The 17,097-nt window shown below is 38.8% G+C and carries 15 protein-coding genes; 9 read left to right on the forward strand and 6 right to left on the reverse strand.

What is annotated here, in order from left to right:
• The first annotated feature begins 283 nt into the window (after nt 1–283).
• From EPU_RS05810 to EPU_RS05820, 3 genes are read left to right on the forward strand one after another with little or no spacing between them, the layout of a single operon-like run.
• Complete coding sequence (locus tag EPU_RS05810) at nt 284–2,005, forward strand: cache domain-containing sensor histidine kinase (protein WP_029488102.1); 1,722 nt, start codon at nt 284–286, stop codon at nt 2,003–2,005.
• A 1-nt stretch (nt 2,006) separates the two neighbouring features.
• Nucleotides 2,007–2,780 (forward strand): response regulator transcription factor, encoded by a 774-nt coding sequence (locus EPU_RS05815; RefSeq protein ID WP_010167555.1) that lies wholly within the window; start codon nt 2,007–2,009, stop codon nt 2,778–2,780.
• Nucleotides 2,781–2,793: 13 nt separating this feature from the next.
• Complete coding sequence (locus EPU_RS05820; RefSeq protein WP_029488103.1) at nt 2,794–4,080, forward strand: ABC transporter substrate-binding protein; 1,287 nt, start codon at nt 2,794–2,796, stop codon at nt 4,078–4,080.
• Between the two features lie 44 nt (nt 4,081–4,124).
• On the opposite strand, the gene EPU_RS12675 is transcribed toward EPU_RS05820, so the two are convergent.
• Together EPU_RS12675 and EPU_RS05830 are read right to left on the reverse strand one after the other, a co-directional pair.
• A complete protein-coding gene (locus EPU_RS12675; protein WP_010167558.1) occupies nt 4,125–5,009 on the reverse strand; it encodes a LysM peptidoglycan-binding domain-containing protein in 885 nt (294 codons plus the stop codon).
• A 153-nt stretch (nt 5,010–5,162) separates the two neighbouring features.
• Nucleotides 5,163–5,993, reverse strand: coding sequence for a homocysteine S-methyltransferase family protein (locus EPU_RS05830; protein WP_010167561.1), 831 nt, complete (start codon nt 5,991–5,993; stop codon nt 5,163–5,165).
• 100 nt (nt 5,994–6,093) lie between these two features.
• Here EPU_RS05830 and EPU_RS05835 point away from each other — a divergent pair, with 100 nt between their 5' ends.
• The gene (locus tag EPU_RS05835; RefSeq protein WP_156778405.1) at nt 6,094–6,327 is read left to right on the forward strand and encodes a hypothetical protein; all 234 of its coding nucleotides are present in this window, start codon (nt 6,094–6,096) and stop codon (nt 6,325–6,327) included.
• A gap of 174 nt (nt 6,328–6,501) precedes the next feature.
• Nucleotides 6,502–6,735: a hypothetical protein gene (locus tag EPU_RS05840; RefSeq protein ID WP_156778405.1), complete on the forward strand. Its 234-nt coding sequence runs from the start codon at nt 6,502–6,504 to the stop codon at nt 6,733–6,735.
• Nucleotides 6,736–6,914: 179 nt separating this feature from the next.
• Here the strand turns inward: EPU_RS05840 and EPU_RS05845 are convergent, their stop codons facing one another.
• The 4 genes from EPU_RS05845 to rpiB all read right to left on the reverse strand — a co-directional run bounded on the left by EPU_RS05845 (nt 6,915) and on the right by rpiB (nt 12,035).
• Nucleotides 6,915–9,626, reverse strand: coding sequence for a glycoside hydrolase family 3 protein (locus tag EPU_RS05845; protein ID WP_029488105.1), 2,712 nt, complete (start codon nt 9,624–9,626; stop codon nt 6,915–6,917).
• A 181-nt stretch (nt 9,627–9,807) separates the two neighbouring features.
• Complete coding sequence (locus EPU_RS05850) at nt 9,808–10,809, reverse strand: LacI family DNA-binding transcriptional regulator (protein ID WP_010167568.1); 1,002 nt, start codon at nt 10,807–10,809, stop codon at nt 9,808–9,810.
• Between the two features lie 108 nt (nt 10,810–10,917).
• Nucleotides 10,918–11,583, reverse strand: a complete 666-nt coding sequence (gene rpe / locus EPU_RS05855; protein WP_010167570.1) for a ribulose-phosphate 3-epimerase — start codon at nt 11,581–11,583, stop codon at nt 10,918–10,920.
• The gene (gene rpiB, locus EPU_RS05860) at nt 11,580–12,035 is read right to left on the reverse strand and encodes a ribose 5-phosphate isomerase B (RefSeq protein ID WP_010167572.1); all 456 of its coding nucleotides are present in this window, start codon (nt 12,033–12,035) and stop codon (nt 11,580–11,582) included. Before rpiB ends, rpe begins: the two co-directional genes overlap by 4 nt.
• Before the next feature lie 302 nt (nt 12,036–12,337).
• Between rpiB and EPU_RS05865 the strand changes: the two genes are divergently transcribed.
• The 4 genes from EPU_RS05865 to EPU_RS05880 all read left to right on the forward strand — a co-directional run bounded on the left by EPU_RS05865 (nt 12,338) and on the right by EPU_RS05880 (nt 17,080).
• Nucleotides 12,338–13,030 carry a DeoR/GlpR family DNA-binding transcription regulator gene (locus tag EPU_RS05865; protein ID WP_010167574.1) on the forward strand — a complete coding sequence of 231 codons (693 nt, stop codon included), beginning with the start codon at nt 12,338–12,340 and terminating at the stop codon, nt 13,028–13,030.
• A 6-nt stretch (nt 13,031–13,036) separates the two neighbouring features.
• Nucleotides 13,037–14,020 (forward strand): LacI family DNA-binding transcriptional regulator, encoded by a 984-nt coding sequence (locus tag EPU_RS05870; RefSeq protein ID WP_029488106.1) that lies wholly within the window; start codon nt 13,037–13,039, stop codon nt 14,018–14,020.
• Nucleotides 14,021–14,215: 195 nt separating this feature from the next.
• Nucleotides 14,216–15,613 carry a PTS transporter subunit EIIC gene (locus EPU_RS05875; protein WP_010167577.1) on the forward strand — a complete coding sequence of 466 codons (1,398 nt, stop codon included), beginning with the start codon at nt 14,216–14,218 and terminating at the stop codon, nt 15,611–15,613.
• Nucleotides 15,614–15,631: 18 nt separating this feature from the next.
• The gene (locus EPU_RS05880) at nt 15,632–17,080 is read left to right on the forward strand and encodes a glycoside hydrolase family 32 protein (RefSeq protein WP_029488108.1); all 1,449 of its coding nucleotides are present in this window, start codon (nt 15,632–15,634) and stop codon (nt 17,078–17,080) included.
• The last annotated feature ends 17 nt before the right edge of the window (nt 17,081–17,097 follow it).

Genomic DNA, 17,097 nt, shown 5'->3' on the forward strand with positions numbered 1-17,097 from the left:
CAACGTTGTAAATCTTGAGTGGGCATAGAGACCCCAACAAGATTGCTTGTATCGACAGGAGTACTGGTATCGGCACAGGCTGAGAGTGCAAAGGTTATACTAGAAAGTAACGCTATTGATAAAAATTTTTTCATAATTTCAACCCTTTCTGTTAAATTTATTATTAAATAATAGAATACAATTTATATAATGTCAACATGTTTTTAACAATGCATACAAAAATATAATATATCGTATCATAAATGTCATTGTAGTAAAATAATACAAAGAAATGAGAAGATTAATGAATAAACTACAAATTAGAACAAAAATAATTTTAATTTACATCGCAGTGCTTATTTTGACATTTTCTGTTACTGCCATTGCGATTGCCAATATCACTCAACGATATATCGARCAAGAAGTTAGAGGGGCAGGAAAGCAAACAATCAGTGCATTAGCCGAAAATTTGAATTTTATATTTGATAATGTTACGCAGTTTTCAAATTTAATATATTTTGATGATGACGTACAAGAATCTTTGATTAGCATCTCGCAAGATTATATAGAGCCTAAGATCAACAAAGAGATAAACCAGAGTTTGAGCAATATTATTTTATCGGCCGACTACATTGCTAGTGCTTTTGTATTTGATAAATATTTGAACTCATACTCGGCATATAAAGTGGCGCCAATTTATGTAGACCCCCMAAAAATTACTCAAACCGATTGGTATACGCAGATGAAAGCGGCAGATGGGAACGGATTTTTTGTGCATCGAAGCGAAAATGTGCTGCAGTTTCCGTATAGAGACGATTTAAACTATATTTCATATATACGCGAAATAGGTAATAAAGAAAATTACGAGCCTATTGCAATATTATTATTGACTATAGAAGCCGAAACATTTCATAAGTTTTTTGATAAAGTGAGTTCGGCATATGATTCACAATTTTTTATCGTTGATGCGACAGGCGAGTTTATAATTCCTCCCAAAGAAAATGTTACGCAATACCAAAATTATGTTGCGTTCGATATGAAAAATGGCGAAGTAGTTACAATCGCAGATCACACGGCGGTGGTTGTAAGCRAAAAGTTACCCCATGCAGAATGGACATTGATGGGGAGCTTTAAGATTCGTAACATCGGAAAAAACATTCCATTTTATGCCATAATCATAGGCATTATGCTGTTAAATATAGTGGTTGCGGTGTTGTATTCTGCTGAAGTAAACCGAATGATTTTCGATCCGCTAGATGCTATTGCATTGCACATGAAGCTGATAGAAACAGGAAAATTTGTTGAGATGCCAGTGGAGCTATCTGAAAACGAAATAACTCGCCTAAAAAAAGTGTTCAATCATATGGCAGCTTCTATAGAAATGTTGATCGAAAAGGTAAAGGAAGAGGAACACGTCAATGCTAAAAGCGAGATCAATCTAATTCAAGCGCAAATTAATCCACACTTTTTGTATAATACATTGGATGCGGTATCGGCACTGGCATTAATGGAGGATCATAAAAAATGTTTTCAGATGGTGCAGGCTTTGGGAAAATTTTACAGAAATAGTTTAAATAGTGGGCGAGATTTTATAACAATTGAACAAGAAGTGGCGAGTATAGTTAGTTATATTACGATTCTAAATATACGTTATGATAATAAAATTCAATTTTCATATGATATAGAAGAGGAGCTAAAGCCTGTAATGATGCTAAAATTATTGCTGCAACCAGTTGTGGAAAACGCTGTATATCATGGCATAAAAGAAAAAGAGGGTAGCGGAGCTATTCATATCAAGATTTATCGCGATGAAGATGAAATCATTTTTATTATTACGGATGATGGTTGCGGAATGGACGATGAGCGAATAGAGCAGGTACTAAACGGCAATGTGGAGAATTCCGGATTTGGCATATACAGTCTAATTCAGAGAGTCAAGCTATATTATCATATAGAAAATCCGATTGCTATTTATAGCGAAATTGAAAGTGGCACCGAATTTATAATCAGAATTAAGGTGGTGTAATATGATAAAGGTATTGCTAGTAGATGATGAAAAATTGGAAAGAGTTTTAATACGAAAGGGGTTTGATTGGGCAAAGCATGGGTTTGAAATTATTGGTGAAGCTTCTAGCGCTGCAGAGGCGTTAAAATTTATACAAAGCAGTATTCCGGACCTAATTTTAACCGATATAAATATGCCACAAATGAATGGATTGGAGCTTACGGCAAAAATACGAAAACAATTGCCGAACTGCCAGATCGTGATCGTAACAGGATATAGAGAATTTGATTATGCGCGACGAGCATTGAAGTTGGGGGTAACGGACTTTTTGCTAAAGCCAATTAATATGGAAGAGATTGCGGCGTTGGTTGAGACGCTGAAATTTGATGCGCAAACTAAAAAGGCCCCACCAAACATCCCGAATACGGTCGAGGTAATAAAGGCAGAACCCACCCAAAATAAGAGGTTGCACAAAATTATTATAGAGGCACTAGATTATGTTAGCACCGAAATCTATAATCCGGATCTCTCTCTAAAATTAGTGGCATCAAAAACGTATTCCAACGAAAGTTATCTAAGTAGGCTGTTTAAGCAAGAAATTGGAGTTAGCCTGATAGAATATATTACGCAAAAACGAATCAACGAGAGTATTAGGTTACTAAACGAAACAGATTTGAAGGTCTATGAGGTTGCAGAGCAGGTGGGATTTCGTGATGCGCACTACTTTGGAATATGCTTTAAAAAGCGTACCGGGCTAACTATTAAAGAGTTTAAGAGCGGCAAAGAGATACAGTAACGGGAGGAAAAGTATGAAGAAATTTTTATTGCTAATGGTACATGGAATGATTACAGTATGTTTTGTTTCATGTGCAGCGGAGGTTTCAGATGTAGAAGAAAATTCAGAAAATATAGTAAATCTAAACGTGTGGCATCAGTGGACAAATGAATCTAATCAGCTAAAATCGCTTTACGAAGCTGCAGTTGCCGAATATAAGGCGATGAATCCAAATATTACCATTACTACCAAAACGCTATCAACAGAAGCGTATAAAACCAAGATTGCGGCAGAGTTTGCGGGAACAGCGGATAGCATCGATATATTTTATTATTGGGGAGCGGGGACAGCAAAAAAGTTGGTTGATGCAAACAAGCTATTGCCTCTGGATGAATACATTACAGATCTAACAAAAATTTTGCCTGGCGCAATTTCAGCGTTTGAGTTTGATAATAAAATATATTCATTGCCATCATTTTCGTGGGTGATGTCTCTTTATGCCAACACAGAGCTGTTTGCTAAGGCGGATGCGCAACTGCCAGCTACATACGATCAACTGCTTGTTGCCTGCGAAAAATTGAAAACTTTGGARGGGGTAACGCCAATCGCATCGGGCGCAAAAGACGGCTGGGATGCGGCATTCATCTATCAGGCACTGGTAATGAGAGAAGTGGGAGCTGCAAATGTAAATAGTATGCTAAAATCTGAAGCAACATTTGGAGATGATCCAGGTTATGCCGAGGCTGCAGCAAAAGTTGTGGAGCTAGTGGAGATGGAAGCATTTGGCGAAAATCCGCTAGAGAATGGCTATGATGCTGCCAACATTGCTTTTATGAACGGCGAGGCAGCAATGAGGATTACGGGAAGCTGGTTTGCAAACCAAGTTTATCTGAACGAAGAGTCACAAATAAATCCCGACAAAATCATAGCATTAGATATTCCGATAATAGAAGGGAAGGGCGAGAAATCAGATTATGTAGGAGGGTTTATAGAATCGTTTTGGGTGAACAAAAATACGAAACACAAAGAAGAGGCAGCCAAGTTTGCRATATATATCAACGAGCAAATGGGGATTGCSGCATATGAGACAGGCGCTGGATTTAGCGGATGGGATGTTGAAATGGACGAGAGAAATCTCAATCCACTGTTAATTCAAATCAAGGACTTGCTAGCAGAATATAAGACAGGAGTTTTTGCTTGGGATACAGCACTAGAATCAGCTGCAGCRATGGTGCATAAYGAGCAAGTGCAAACGTTATTTGGATCCGACGCGAGCGTTKCCGAGTTTATAGAAGAGCACCGGGATCTGCTAAATAAGTAATAGGATGCGTCGCCGATTCGCACCCTACTTTATGCGTTTGTGTATCATATAGGCAAGAGTAGAACTTGACCAGGATAGATTAAATTCGGATTCTCGATAATGTCACTATTTAATTCATAAATTTCGAGATATCGACTCGCATCTCCGTAGATATTTTGCGCTATAGTAGAAAGGTTGTCATTCGGTGCAATGACGTATTCATCTACAAAATCAACATCTATTGTATTATCAGTATTTATCAGCGGATATATTTCATCGATATTTGGATGCATACTGTCTAAGAACGGATAGGTAAGATTGAGAGCATTCTCATTGTAAATACTTCGATATGGAAGTAGCAAATCGCCCTCTAAAAACTCCGAACTAATTGCGTGGGTTTCTGGGTTAATCAAAATCTTACCGACAGTATTAAACTCGTCTCCCGTGTAGGTTACGATAACATCTTCGTCGTTTGCGTTTTGCACCAAGAAATTGCTCATCTCGTTGTCGGGGTTTCCGTCTATCATAGCGTCAATCCCAACAGTGTTTGCGACAACATCCACTGATCGCCAAGGCCTTAAACCTAAATCATCACCCAAATGTGATACTGCAATTACATAGTCCGCACCATCTGTAATGGCGGCGTTAACCGATTCCTGAACGCTGTCATACAAATTGTCGGCACCAGTGTCCCTTCGCGTGATTCCTACAAATGCTACATCAGTATCGCCGCTTCGAATTATTGTGGGAGAATCATACACAGGCAAATCAACTGTGGTCAATTCTTTTAATTCATCAGCATATACCGAAATGCCAGTATACCCAAGTTTTTCGTCTGCATTCCCTCTATAAAGTATTACGATATCGTCATTATTTACTGCTGCATAGTTGGAAATTCCTCCGCATGCTAAAGTTAGTGCCATTAAACCAAAAGTTAGACTTCTTTTCATAATGTCATTCTCCTTTGCTGTAATCTGACTTGGTAATCTAAAGATAATATTCACACACTACTCATTTGTCCTAGCCTTTATAGTATGGATTGCTAAGAGTATAGATATACATGCCAGATGTTTGTATATTTGAGAAACCTTGGATAATCAAAGCTATTTGGAATACTGCACCACCAGCTGCTGGATGTGTAATGGGGTGGTGCCGCAACAGCCACCAACATAAGCATTGGGAATTTGGAGCGCGTATGCCATCTCGGCAGCAAAGAACTCGGCGTCGGTCGCATAAGAAATCTCGCCATCTACACTTTGAGGTAATCCTGCATTGGGCTTTATTATAATCGGCCAGCTAGATTTCGCGGCAAATTCCTGAACCACTTTCGCAAGATTAGTTGGAGTGTCGGAACAATTTAGCCCGACGGCAACTACATTTTTAAATTTGCTCATAGCTGCGAGAAAGTCGTCGACACTATTGCCCATTATGGTTTTTCCGACTGGCAAGAAAGACATCGCCGCCAAAATCGGTACATCATAATTATCTGCAACAGCGACGGCAAGTTTTAGCATTTCGACATCCATAAAAGTTTCGAAAAATATATAGTTTGGCTTTTGTGAGATTCCGCTGGCCAAAATTTCGGCATATATCTCGGAGCATTCCTCTTCAGACAGATCTCCAAACGGCTCTAATAACGCGGCAAGAGGTCCGATATCAAACGCGACTTTGGCAGTATCGGTATCTGAAATGGCATCAAAAGCTATTTGTAGCCCGGCCTCAATAAGCTCTCCAACAGCGTATTTCGTTTTGGCAGCAGAGATCCGATTCACACCGAATGTATTGCTAGCAACGATTTGAGCACCAGCAGCAACGTACTCGCGATGAAGCTGTGCAACCAAATCGGGGTGAGTGAGATTAAGTTCAAAAACATTGGCACTAGCAGTCTGTAAAAGATTGGATCCTAATGCTCCGTCTAAAAATGTGATGTTCATAATAAATAACTCCTTCAATAGTAATATTAAAATTGGTGTTGTCGCAGTAGTTGAAGCATAATCGAAATCGCATGCTGTAGCGTTGGCCGGATGATTAGGAGTGAGTTACAGTTTTGTGAATGTGAATTTGTCGATGACGAATGTTGGGTTGACTCCTTCGCACGTGATGGTGTATGCCCCAGGATGCAAATCGAGGTTGGCCAGCTGGCGCGTAACGGATTCTCCGGAAGTATTTCCGCTTTGGATCGTGGTTACCAGGTTGCCGTTTATATATACGTTACAGCTGGTTTGCGAAAGGCCGGGCATAGAGCAATTAAATGTGGCATCCAATTGATAGGACCCCTCGTTGGCAAATGCAAAAGTGTGCGTTTTGCCTGTAAACGAAAGCTCTGTGGTAACAATTCCAGCCCTTCTGTCGAGATATCCTGCGCTACTAGCGGTTGCGGCTTTCGCAGTAGTTGAAGCATAATCGAAATCGCATGCTGTAGCGTTGGCCGGATGATTAGGAGTGAGTTACAGTTTTGTGAATGTGAATTTGTCGATGACGAATGTTGGGTTGACTCCTTCGCACGTGATGGTGTATGCCCCAGGATGCAAATCGAGGTTGGCCAGCTGGCGCGTAACGGATTCTCCGGAAGTATTTCCGCTTTGGATCGTGGTTACCAGGTTGCCGTTTATATATACGTTACAGCTGGTTTGCGAAAGGCCGGGCATAGAGCAATTAAATGTGGCATCCAATTGATAGGACCCCTCGTTGGCAAATGCAAAAGTGTGCGTTTTGCCTGTAAACGAAAGCTCTGTGGTAACAATTCCAGCCCTTCTGTCGAGATATCCTGCGCTACTAGCGGTTGCGGCTTTCGCAGTAGTTGAAGCATAATCGAAATCGCATGCTGTAGCGTTGGCCGGATGATTAGGAGCGAGTTACAGTTTTGTGAATGTGAATTTGTCGATGACGAATGTTGGGTTGACGCCTTCGCACGTGATGGTGTATGCCCCAGGATGCAAATCGAGGTTGGCCAGCTGGCGCGTAACGGACTCTCCGGAAGTATTTCCGCTTTGGATCGTGGTTACCAGGTTGCCGTTTATATATACGTTACAGCTGGTTTGCGAAAGGCCGGGCATAGAGCAATTAAATGTGGCATCCAATTGATAGGACCCATCGTTGGCAAATGCAAAAGTGTGCGTTTTGCCTGTAAACGAAAGCTCTGTGGTAACAATTTCCAGCCCTTCTGTCGAGATATCCTGCGCTACTAGCGGTTGCGGCTTTCCGAAGATTAGTTCATCTCGTGTGATTGCAACAGTGGATTGAGCAAATTTACAGATGTTTTTAGCAGAGCGCTGTAGTTGGGCAATCGATAACTTTCCGCTGGCAAGGTCTTCGGGAATATTATCTTGGCTGATATTACTTCCGGCACCGAAATTTCCTACTACCATATATAAATCGTTTTGCGCGCGTACCATGCTGGAAACGTTTTGTCGAGTGCCTTCTCCGCCGTCGATGCAGTCATTCATTTTTGCCCACCAGTCAGTCATCACTATGCCGTCAAAGCCCCATTCGCCTCGCAAAATTGTGGTGTTCAAATCATAGTTTGATGCAGTCCAAATGCCGTTTAGAGGATTATACGCTGTCATTACGCTCTTAGCATTTCCTTCTTTGATAGCAATTTCGAAGCCTTTTAAATAAATTTCACGCACGGCCCTTTCTGAAACTACTGCATTTACCTCGTGACGATGCGTTTCCTGGCTGTTGCAAGCAAAATGCTTTAATGTTCCCTCGGCACCGCCCTGGTGAACTCCGCGAACTACTGCGGCAGCCATTTTTCCGGTCAGCAATGGATCTTCTGAAAAGTATTCGAAGTTGCGGCCATTTAGAGGGCTTCGGTGTATATTTAATCCAGGACCGAGTAGTACATCGACATAATTGTTCTTGAGCTCTTCGCCTTCCATAGTGTAGAGTTCTTCGACTAAGGCTTCGTCCCACGTTGAAGCGATGAGTGTTCCGATAGGAAGCTGAGTTGCAGTGCGTCCGCTTTCCATCCTGATGCCCGAAGGTCCGTCTGCAGCACACATAAGAGGGATTCCCAAATCGTCTCGCAGATGAGTAGTGACCCCACCAAAAGCAGATGCAGTGCCCGGAGTGACTTGCGGATGACTCATTCCTTCGCCACGTACTATGGCGGCCAGATCGTCTGCAGTTAGTTGCGCAATGAATTTTTCCATATCAGATTCGGTGATAACATTTTTGAGATTAATTCCTGCGTCACCAGTGATTGCTATTGCTTGAGGTGCCATTGCGGTCATGCGTGCAGCCAAGTCGACAGTGCGTGTTGGAGCGGCTTCGTATGCAACATTACCAGATGCATCGGGCCTAATTCGATTAAACGATGTGGTTGGAGCAAGCGCTTCTTCGAGCTGGGCAACAATCTTTGTGGAGTCGAGAACCAARCTGGTGTCAAATACGGCGATAACAGTTTCTCTCACACTGTTTCCAACGTGAAAAATGTATTCGCCRGCTTCTAATACATACGCAGATTTGTGTCCTGTCGCCCCCGAGTCGTCATATGAAGCCATGCTATAAAATGGRATGGAAATTTTTACCACAGTRGATTCGTGAGGTGCAAGCAGCGGAGTCTTGGYAAAACCCACTAAGCTTCGGGTAGGYTTTCCTAGTTGACCTTGAGGTGCTTGCAAATATACCTGAACAACCTCGCGACCCGAATATGCATCGCCAAYGTTGGTCACTGTTGCTGTRATTTTGGCAGTCCCGGCATGAATAGTTCCAGTAACATTGCTGATTGTAAATTGAGTATATGATAACCCGAAGCCAAATGGATATAAGACGCGATCTGCTGCAAAAGTTTCGAGATATCTGTATCCAACATAAATATCCTCTTCATAAAAGTTTTGGGTTGCGCTGCCATGATTTTTAGTTGATGGGTAGTCATCGATGGTCGTCGCAATAGAGTCGGGCAACTTGCCGCTAGGAGTTAGATCACCAACTAGTACATCGACGATAGCATTTCCGCCCTCCATTCCGCCGTGCCAAGAATAAATGACCATATCGATTTTGTCATCAACCCAAGACATATCGATGATATTGCCTACATTTACGATAACGCCAACCTTAGCAAAATTGGTTTTGACAACGTTTAGCATTTCAATTTCTGCTGCAGTGAGAAAGTAGCTTCCCTCTGCTGCCATATTGTCTTTATCTTCTCCAGCAGTTCGGCCGATCACCACAATTGCTTTGTCGTTTTGGTTAGCAGCAGCTTCAACGGCAGATGCTTCAAGCGGCATTTCGATTTGGCACCAAGGTTCGCAGGCCCAGCCACCGCCGCCATCATCAAATGGATTTTGAGCAAGCCAAGTATCATATAGATGTTTGATATGTGTATCGATTGTTACGAAATTTCGTGCAGCCAAACTATTTATGAGATCAGTTTTATATTCGACGTTAACAGCGCCTCCAGAGCCCGTGCCAGATCTATAATAATCTGCTTGGCATCTACCAAATACCGCAACTTTTTCATCTTTAGCTAAAGGCAAAAAKTKAGAGTTGTTTTTTAGTAGCACAGCGCCTTCCGCAGCCACTTTTCTAGCAAACTYCGTGAATTTAGATACTTTACTTTTCATAGCATTCTCCTTATTATAATCAAATTTTTTTGGAATACACATAATTATAGCATTCTTCGTAGAAGCAAATATATATGGAAGAATGGATTATTCTTATGTAAGTAATTACTTATAAAAACGTTTTTAATATAAAAATACTATATATAATTTTTGCAGAAATGTCAATAATTAATTTCGATAATTAACAAAGAAATTTTGTTAAACAGATTTGAGTCGACTCGCGAATAATTAAGTTGGTAGGAATTGTGTGGCTTTGCGTGGCAGTTCCGTCGATGAGATTGCAAATAACTTTTACCGCAACTTTTCCGACTTCGGCAGCGCAAGGGTCGATGGTGGTGATTGGGGGGGTGTAATAGGCACTTTTTTCTATATTGTCAAAGCCGACGATGCTGATGTTTGAGGGCACGTGGTATCCKGCAAACTTGAGAGCTTCAATACAACCGCAGGCCATTTGATCGTTTGACGCAATAAGAGCAGTTGGCAGATGAATATTGTGAGAAAGCGCATTGGCCATTGCTTTATAGGCAGAAGATTCCGAGAAGTCGCCATGTAACTCTAAGATGGAGTGGCACTGACCATCTGCAACTGCTTGAAGATATCCTTTATAGCGCTCCTTGTTGTCATAATTGTTTTGGTATCCATGAAGAAATCCGAAGGTTTGATGTCCGAGCTGGATAAGATAATTAACTGCTGTGTAGATCCCTTGCATATTGTCCATCACGACGCTGCGAATAGTTTTGTATTCAACCTGGCGATCGAGAAAGACAACGGGCATTTGCAGATCCCGAAAGACTTCCAAATGTTTTTGCGTAATTGTTTCGTTTAAAATGATAGCACCATCAACTCGTTTGCCTAAAATGGCCCGAAATGATTCTTCGGCATTATTTTTGTCGTTTAAGAAAATGATCAAYCCGTAGCCAGCCTGTCGGCATTCTTGATGAATAGTATCTATAAGTTGATTGAAAAATGGTCCCGCAACACTGGTCAAAAAGATTCCGATGAAGCCTGTTTTTGTGCTTTTGAGAAATTTGCCATTGAGATTTGGTGTATAATTTAGTTTTTGTACAGCGTAAAGCACCTTGTTTTTGGTAGCTTCGCTCACGACGTCAACATTATTTAAAACGTTGGATACAGTGGAGATTGCTACGTTTGCTTCGCGTGCAACATCTTTGATTGTAGCCATTAAATTTTCCTCCTTATGTTTTTTAGATATTTTTCCTTATTTTAACTGTAATTATTCATGTGTGCAATAAAAAAAGTATGACCAGTGCCATACTCAAATTGGAGATAATTAAATTGAAATAATATTTGTTACATAGTTTCGAAATTTTGTGGTGGCAGCGATATAATCAGCGTCTGCTTTAAAGAGAACTGAAGTTCCTAAAACACCGATATCAGCGCCCAAATTATAGCAATTCCGTGCATTTTCGAGAGTTATATTGCCATCGACCTCTATTAAGATATCTCGATTTTGACACATGTTTTTGATGGCTGAAATTTTAGATAATTGACTTGGGATAAATTTTTGTCCAGCAAAGCCAGGTTCCACAGTCATAATAACGATAAGATCTACGTAGTCGAGTAAATATTGAAGTGCCAATGGATCAGTTTTAGGGTTTAGTGCAATTCCGCCTTTGATGCCAAGCGCTCTGATTTCGTTTAGTAGCCGAATGGGGTTGTTGCAAGTTTCGAGATGAAAAACGATATAGTCGACATTGAGTGCGGCCAATTTTGATATGTAATCTTGAGGATTGGTAACCATTAGATGAACATCAAGGGGCTTGGTAGCGATTTTTTGTATAGCAGCAAGAGTGTCAAAATTGAGAGATAAATTTGGAACAAAATGACCGTCCATAATATCAATATGATACATTTCGATATCAGTTTTTTCTAATTGCCTGATGCTAGCCTCTAGATTTAATAAATCGGCACACATTAAAGATGCGGATATTTTCATAATGTAAGTACCCCGCTAACCTCTAATTGAGTGATCATATCGATTCGTTTTTGGTGTCGACCGCCCTCATAACTGGCGTCAAGCCACTCCGACACAATCATCTTTGCTAATTCGTCGGCAACAACTCGAGATCCTAATGCTAAAATATTGGTATTGTTATGCTCGACAGATAGTTTTGCAGAGTATGGCTCGGAGCATACAACGGCTCTGATGCCATGAATTTTGTTGGCAGCAATGGAAATTCCAACGCCGGTGCCACATATAAGTATGCCTCTATCGGCAACGCCAGATGTAACGAGTTCACTTACCTTCGCAGCAGGTATTGGGTAATCGGTTCTATCATTGTTATTTGTCCCAACATCAATAACCTCGATATTTTTTTCTTGTAGATACTTCGTGATATAATTTTTTAATGCGACAGCCACATGATCATTGCCAATTGCTATTTTCATAATATGATCCTCCTTGATAAAAATATAAGATATTAGTATATTAACTATATCATACGTTTTGATAAATGTCAATATATTCCAGAAAATTTCATAATTTATCCATAATATTTCAGTTATTCAAAACGCAGACTATGCGATGTTAATTAAAGAGATTGAGGGTTATTAATTATTGAATATGTTCATAATATGTCAAATCAATTCAAYGAAATGCAAAGTATAATCGGATCTGAGAAAAAACTTGAAATGGCATATGTATTTTATTATTGTATGTATATGAATAAATAGTAAAGGATGGAACGATAATGATACCAGAACTAAGAAAAGAGCAAATATTAAAATTATTAAATCAAAATGAAGTAATGTTTATGAAAGATATATCAAAAAGTCTAAATATTTCGTTATCAACAACACGAAGAGACTTGCAAGAATTGAGTCAAACGTTTCCGGTAGAAGTGATGCGAGGCGGTGCAGTACGTATAAAAAAGTACGAAGGCGATGACCCGATATCTCAGAAGCAATTTTTAAATACAGCGCAAAAAGTCATAATTGCAAAGAGGGCGTGTGCACTGATAGAAGAAGGCGACAGTATCTACATTGATGCAGGGACAACAGCAACGACAATGCTTGATTATATGGAGGATAAATACTTAACGGTAGTTACATCTTCTATATCGATTTTGGACAAATTGAACTGCAAGAAGATAAATTATATTTTGTTAGGAGGAGAGATACGCAAAGACCAAGCATCTGTGCAAGGAACGTTAACTGAGAAAATGATTTCAAATATGTATTTTGACAAAGTGTTTTTAGGAGCCAATGGCTTTGTAGAAGGTGAAGGAATATATACCTATAATGCAAAAGAGGCATCAAAAAAAGAACTCTTGATAAACCATTCTAAAAAAGCCTATGTATTAGTTGATAGTTCAAAGCGCAACAAAAGGAGTTTTATGAAGATTGAGAATTTTTATTTGTGTACAATATTAACAGAGGAGTGATCTAAAATGGTGACAATGAAAGATGTAGCAGAAAAAGCAAAAGTATCGAGAGCTACGGTATCACGAGTGTTATCGGGACATCCGTCTATTAGCCCAGAAACACGAAATAATGTGATGTATTGGGTGAAAAAACTCAAGTATCAACCCAACAAAGTGGCACAAAGCTTGGCAGGAAATAAGACGTATATCATAGGAGTGAGCATTCCAAATTTAAGCAATCCATTTTTTTCTGAAATAGTAAATGCAGTAGAAGCCGAAGCAACGAGAGTGGGGTATAGCATAATTATAGCAACACATGGGAGTAATTTGCACAGAGAAAGCAATATTATTAATACGTTTTTTATGCGGAGAGTAGATGCCATAATAGCAATTCCTGTAGATTATGCTGCATCTAAAAAAGCACTAATGCGGTTTGAGATTCCTATAATTTCGGTTACAAAAAAATTCGAAAATTTGGACAGCGTACTGGTTTCCCATGAYAAGGGAGTTGAAGAAATAGTAAAACATTTTGTGAGTTTAGGGCATTATAATATCGGTTATATTGGAAGAKTAGCGAGTGAGAAATTTTTATATTTACAACAAAGCGCCAAGATTTTGGGAGCAACAATTACTCAGGTGATTGAGCTTAAAACTAGCGTAGCAATCGATGAATCTTCGACAGTTACGAGTAGTATCAAAGAAACAGGACTGAACTGTACAGCGATTTTTGCCCACAACGATATCGCAGCTTGTGATGCCATAAGGAGTTTAAATTCATTAGCGTATCATGTTCCAAAAGATGTGGTGGTGGCAGGATTTGATAATACTATCCTTGCATCAAAGATGGATCCGCAGTTAACTAGTATAGCGCAGCCAACAGCAGAGATAGGAAAATATTGTGTAGATATAGCGGTGGATAAAATTAATGGATTAGCCGCAGAAGTTGCACAGATAGAAGTAGAGCCTCGATTGGTTGTTCGCGCGTCTACCGCATCGTCGATTTTAAAATAATTGTTATAGTGAATAGTGTATAAAAAAAGTTAATGAAATTGTAAATTAGTAACAAAATTATGTTGATTTGGAAATTTTTGTTACAATTCTATTTACAATATTAAATTTTTGCTTTATAGTATATGAAAATATTATTATATGCAAAAATGAATCCGCGTACATAGTTGCATAATAAAAAAGAAAGAGGGTATGTGTATGAATTACGTTGAGGTTGCAAAGCAAATTTTAGAATCTGTAGGTGGGTCAGAAAATATTATTTCTATGGCCCATTGTGCAACGCGACTGAGATTAATCGTGGCAAATCGTGAAATAATCGATGATGATGAAGTAGAAGCGATCAACGGCATTAAGGGAGTATTTTTTAATGCCGGGCAATATCAAATCATTTTGGGAACGGGAGTTGTAAATAAGGTATACGAAGAAGTAGCCAAGTTGGGTGTAAATACATTAAATAACAAAGAGATTGTTGCACAAAAAAATACTAAGAAGGCCTTTATTAGAACACTGGCAGATGTTTTCGTTCCGATTATTCCTGCTATTGTAGCAACGGGATTATTTTTGGGGTTAAAAGGGCTCATATTTAATCCAGCAGTTTTGGAAGTTTTTGGCCTAAGCATAGATAGCTTTCCAAGCTACATAATCACATTTATCTCTATACTCACTGAAACTGCCTTTGCATTTTTACCTGCATTGGTGTGTTGGTCAGCTTTTAGAGTTTTTGGTGGAACACCTGTTTTGGGAATTTTATTAGGCCTTATGCTAGTTTCAAATGCTTTGCCAAATGCATATGTGGTAGCAGATCCAAACAGCGGCGTGACACCAATTATGGTGTTTGGATTTATACCGATGGTAGGGTATCAAGGAAGCATTATTCCTGCATTAGTTTCTGGATATGTAGGATCTAATATTGAAAAATATTTGAGAAAAAAAATCCCGAATGCGTTAGATTTAGTGTTTACACCATTTTTAACATTGTTACTCTCAGCTTTTCTAGCATTGTTTGCAATTGGACCTGTTTTTCATGTCGTAGAAAATCTTTTGTTGGATATTGGAACAGTAGTTATGGGATTGCCTTATGGAATAGGCGGATTTATTATTGGATTTTGTTGGATGTTTATCGTTGTCACCGGTGTACACCATGTATTTAATGTGTTAGAATTAACATTATTGGCAGCGACTGGGCTAAATCCATTCAATGCTATTATTTCGATGACAGCAGTTGCTCAAGGCGCTGTGTGCCTTGCTATAGCCAAAAAGGCCAAAAAGAAAAGTGTTAGAGAAATTGGACCCTCGGCAACAGTTTCAGCATGGCTAGGGATTACAGAGCCGGCAATCTTTGGTGTAAATATGAGATATAATTTAAAACCTATGTTAATAGCATCGATAGTATCAGGATTTGCTGGGGTGGTTTGTATGCTAGTGAATTTGGCGGGAACGGCTAATGGGGTAACTGGTATTGCTGGAATATTACTATATGTTTATGATATTAAGCAGTTATTATGGTATGTTGGAATTTCAGTTGCAACTGGTGTGTTAGCGTATTTTTTAACATTATGGTTTGGCGTGCCAGATGAAGTAATGAAAGATGAATAAAAATAGAAGGGAATTAAAATGAATACAAAAAACTCTTTATCGAAATATAGATCAATAGATGCAGCTAGCCCTGGAGAATTAGAAAAAGTTCGATTAATAGTGTTAGAAGATAGGAACTATTTGCCTAAATACCATATTTATCCAAAAACAGGACTGTTAAACGATCCTAATGGATTAGTTTTTGATGGAGACAATTATCATATATTTTTTCAATGGTATCCGTATGATAGTATTCATGGAATGAAACATTGGGCGCATCTAATTACAAAAAATTTTATACACTTTACAGAAATTGATCCTATTGTACCAACTCAAAGTTTTGAAATTCATGGATGTTATTCTGGCGGAGCACTATCAACAGAAGAGGGGTTGCTTTGTTTCTATACAGGTAACACGAGGCAAGGAAAAAAATTAGAGCGCATTAGTTATCAAAATGTAGCTCTTATAGATAAAATAACAGGAAAAACTCATTCAAAGCAATGTATTTTAGAAACTCCAAAAGGATATACAGAACATTTACGAGATCCAAAACCTTGGATACAAAATGGTAAAATTCAATTTATATGTGCAGCGCAACGAGAGGATTTAACAGGTTGTGCTATAATTTGTGAAATGGATGAAAAAACTACAAAGTTACTGGGTGAATTAATAGTTTCTGAAATTGATAATGAAGATGTTTTTATGTGGGAATGCCCAGATTTATTTAAGTTAAATAACCAAGACGTATTTATATGGTGTCCTCAAGGAATAAAACCTAAGAAAAGTAGATTTAACAATATCTATAGTTGYCTTTATGCTATTGGAGATAGAGAAAATACAAAATTTACCACAAAACATTGGGATGAGCTAGACAGAGGGTTTGACTTTTATGCTCCACAGACATTTGCGGGAATGGATGACCAGATAATCTTAATGGGATGGGCAGGAGTTCCGGACGCGCAGTATCCGTCAGATAAATTTTCATGGCAAGGAATGCTAACAATGCCGCGAGTGCTGTGTATAAAAAATGATAAATTGTATCAAAGACCACACGAAGCCATTTATTCAATGGTTGACTTTGATAATAACGTTAAATTTGTTCAAGGAAGCCATAATCACTCTAATTTATTTCATTGCTATATTAGAAGTCAGATATTTAACGAAGAATTTGAGATAAATTTATTTGTAAATGATAACGAAGCGCTTAAATTGTGTTATAAATCTAATGTATTTAAAGTTGATAGAACTAAAACATTGCAAACAGATTTTATGAAAAAATATGGTAGTGTTCGTGAAGTTAGACTGGAGAATTTGAATAATTTTGAAATTTTCATTGATGCATCTATAATGGAAATATATCTGAATGATGGAGAATTTGTGTTTACCAGTAGATTCTTTATGAAAAACYCAAATAATAACTTTGAAATAAAAGGCAATATTGAACTAGAGATTTTCGATATAAGTAGCATCAAGTTGTGGATAGAATAGCACCACTGTTATGTTAC

It is taken from the genome of Candidatus Epulonipiscium viviparus, assembly GCF_000171335.1.
Taxonomy (GTDB): Bacteria; Bacillota; Clostridia; order Lachnospirales; family Cellulosilyticaceae; genus Epulonipiscioides; species Epulonipiscioides viviparus.

Bases quoted from the DNA above. Each gene is read 5' to 3' on its own strand.
- rpiB (WP_010167572.1), bottom strand. From the start codon at position 12,035: ATGAAAATAGCAATTGGCAATGATCATGTGGCTGTCGCATTAAAAAAT.
- rpe (WP_010167570.1), bottom strand. From the start codon at position 11,583: ATGAAAATATCCGCATCTTTAATGTGTGCCGATTTATTAAATCTAGAG.
- EPU_RS05865 (WP_010167574.1), top strand. From the start codon at position 12,338: ATGATACCAGAACTAAGAAAAGAGCAAATATTAAAATTATTAAATCAA.
- EPU_RS05830 (WP_010167561.1), bottom strand. From the start codon at position 5,993: ATGAACATCACATTTTTAGACGGAGCATTAGGATCCAATCTTTTACAG.
- EPU_RS05875 (WP_010167577.1), top strand. From the start codon at position 14,216: ATGAATTACGTTGAGGTTGCAAAGCAAATTTTAGAATCTGTAGGTGGG.
- EPU_RS05815 (WP_010167555.1), top strand. From the start codon at position 2,007: ATGATAAAGGTATTGCTAGTAGATGATGAAAAATTGGAAAGAGTTTTA.
- EPU_RS12675 (WP_010167558.1), bottom strand. From the start codon at position 5,009: ATGAAAAGAAGTCTAACTTTTGGTTTAATGGCACTAACTTTAGCATGC.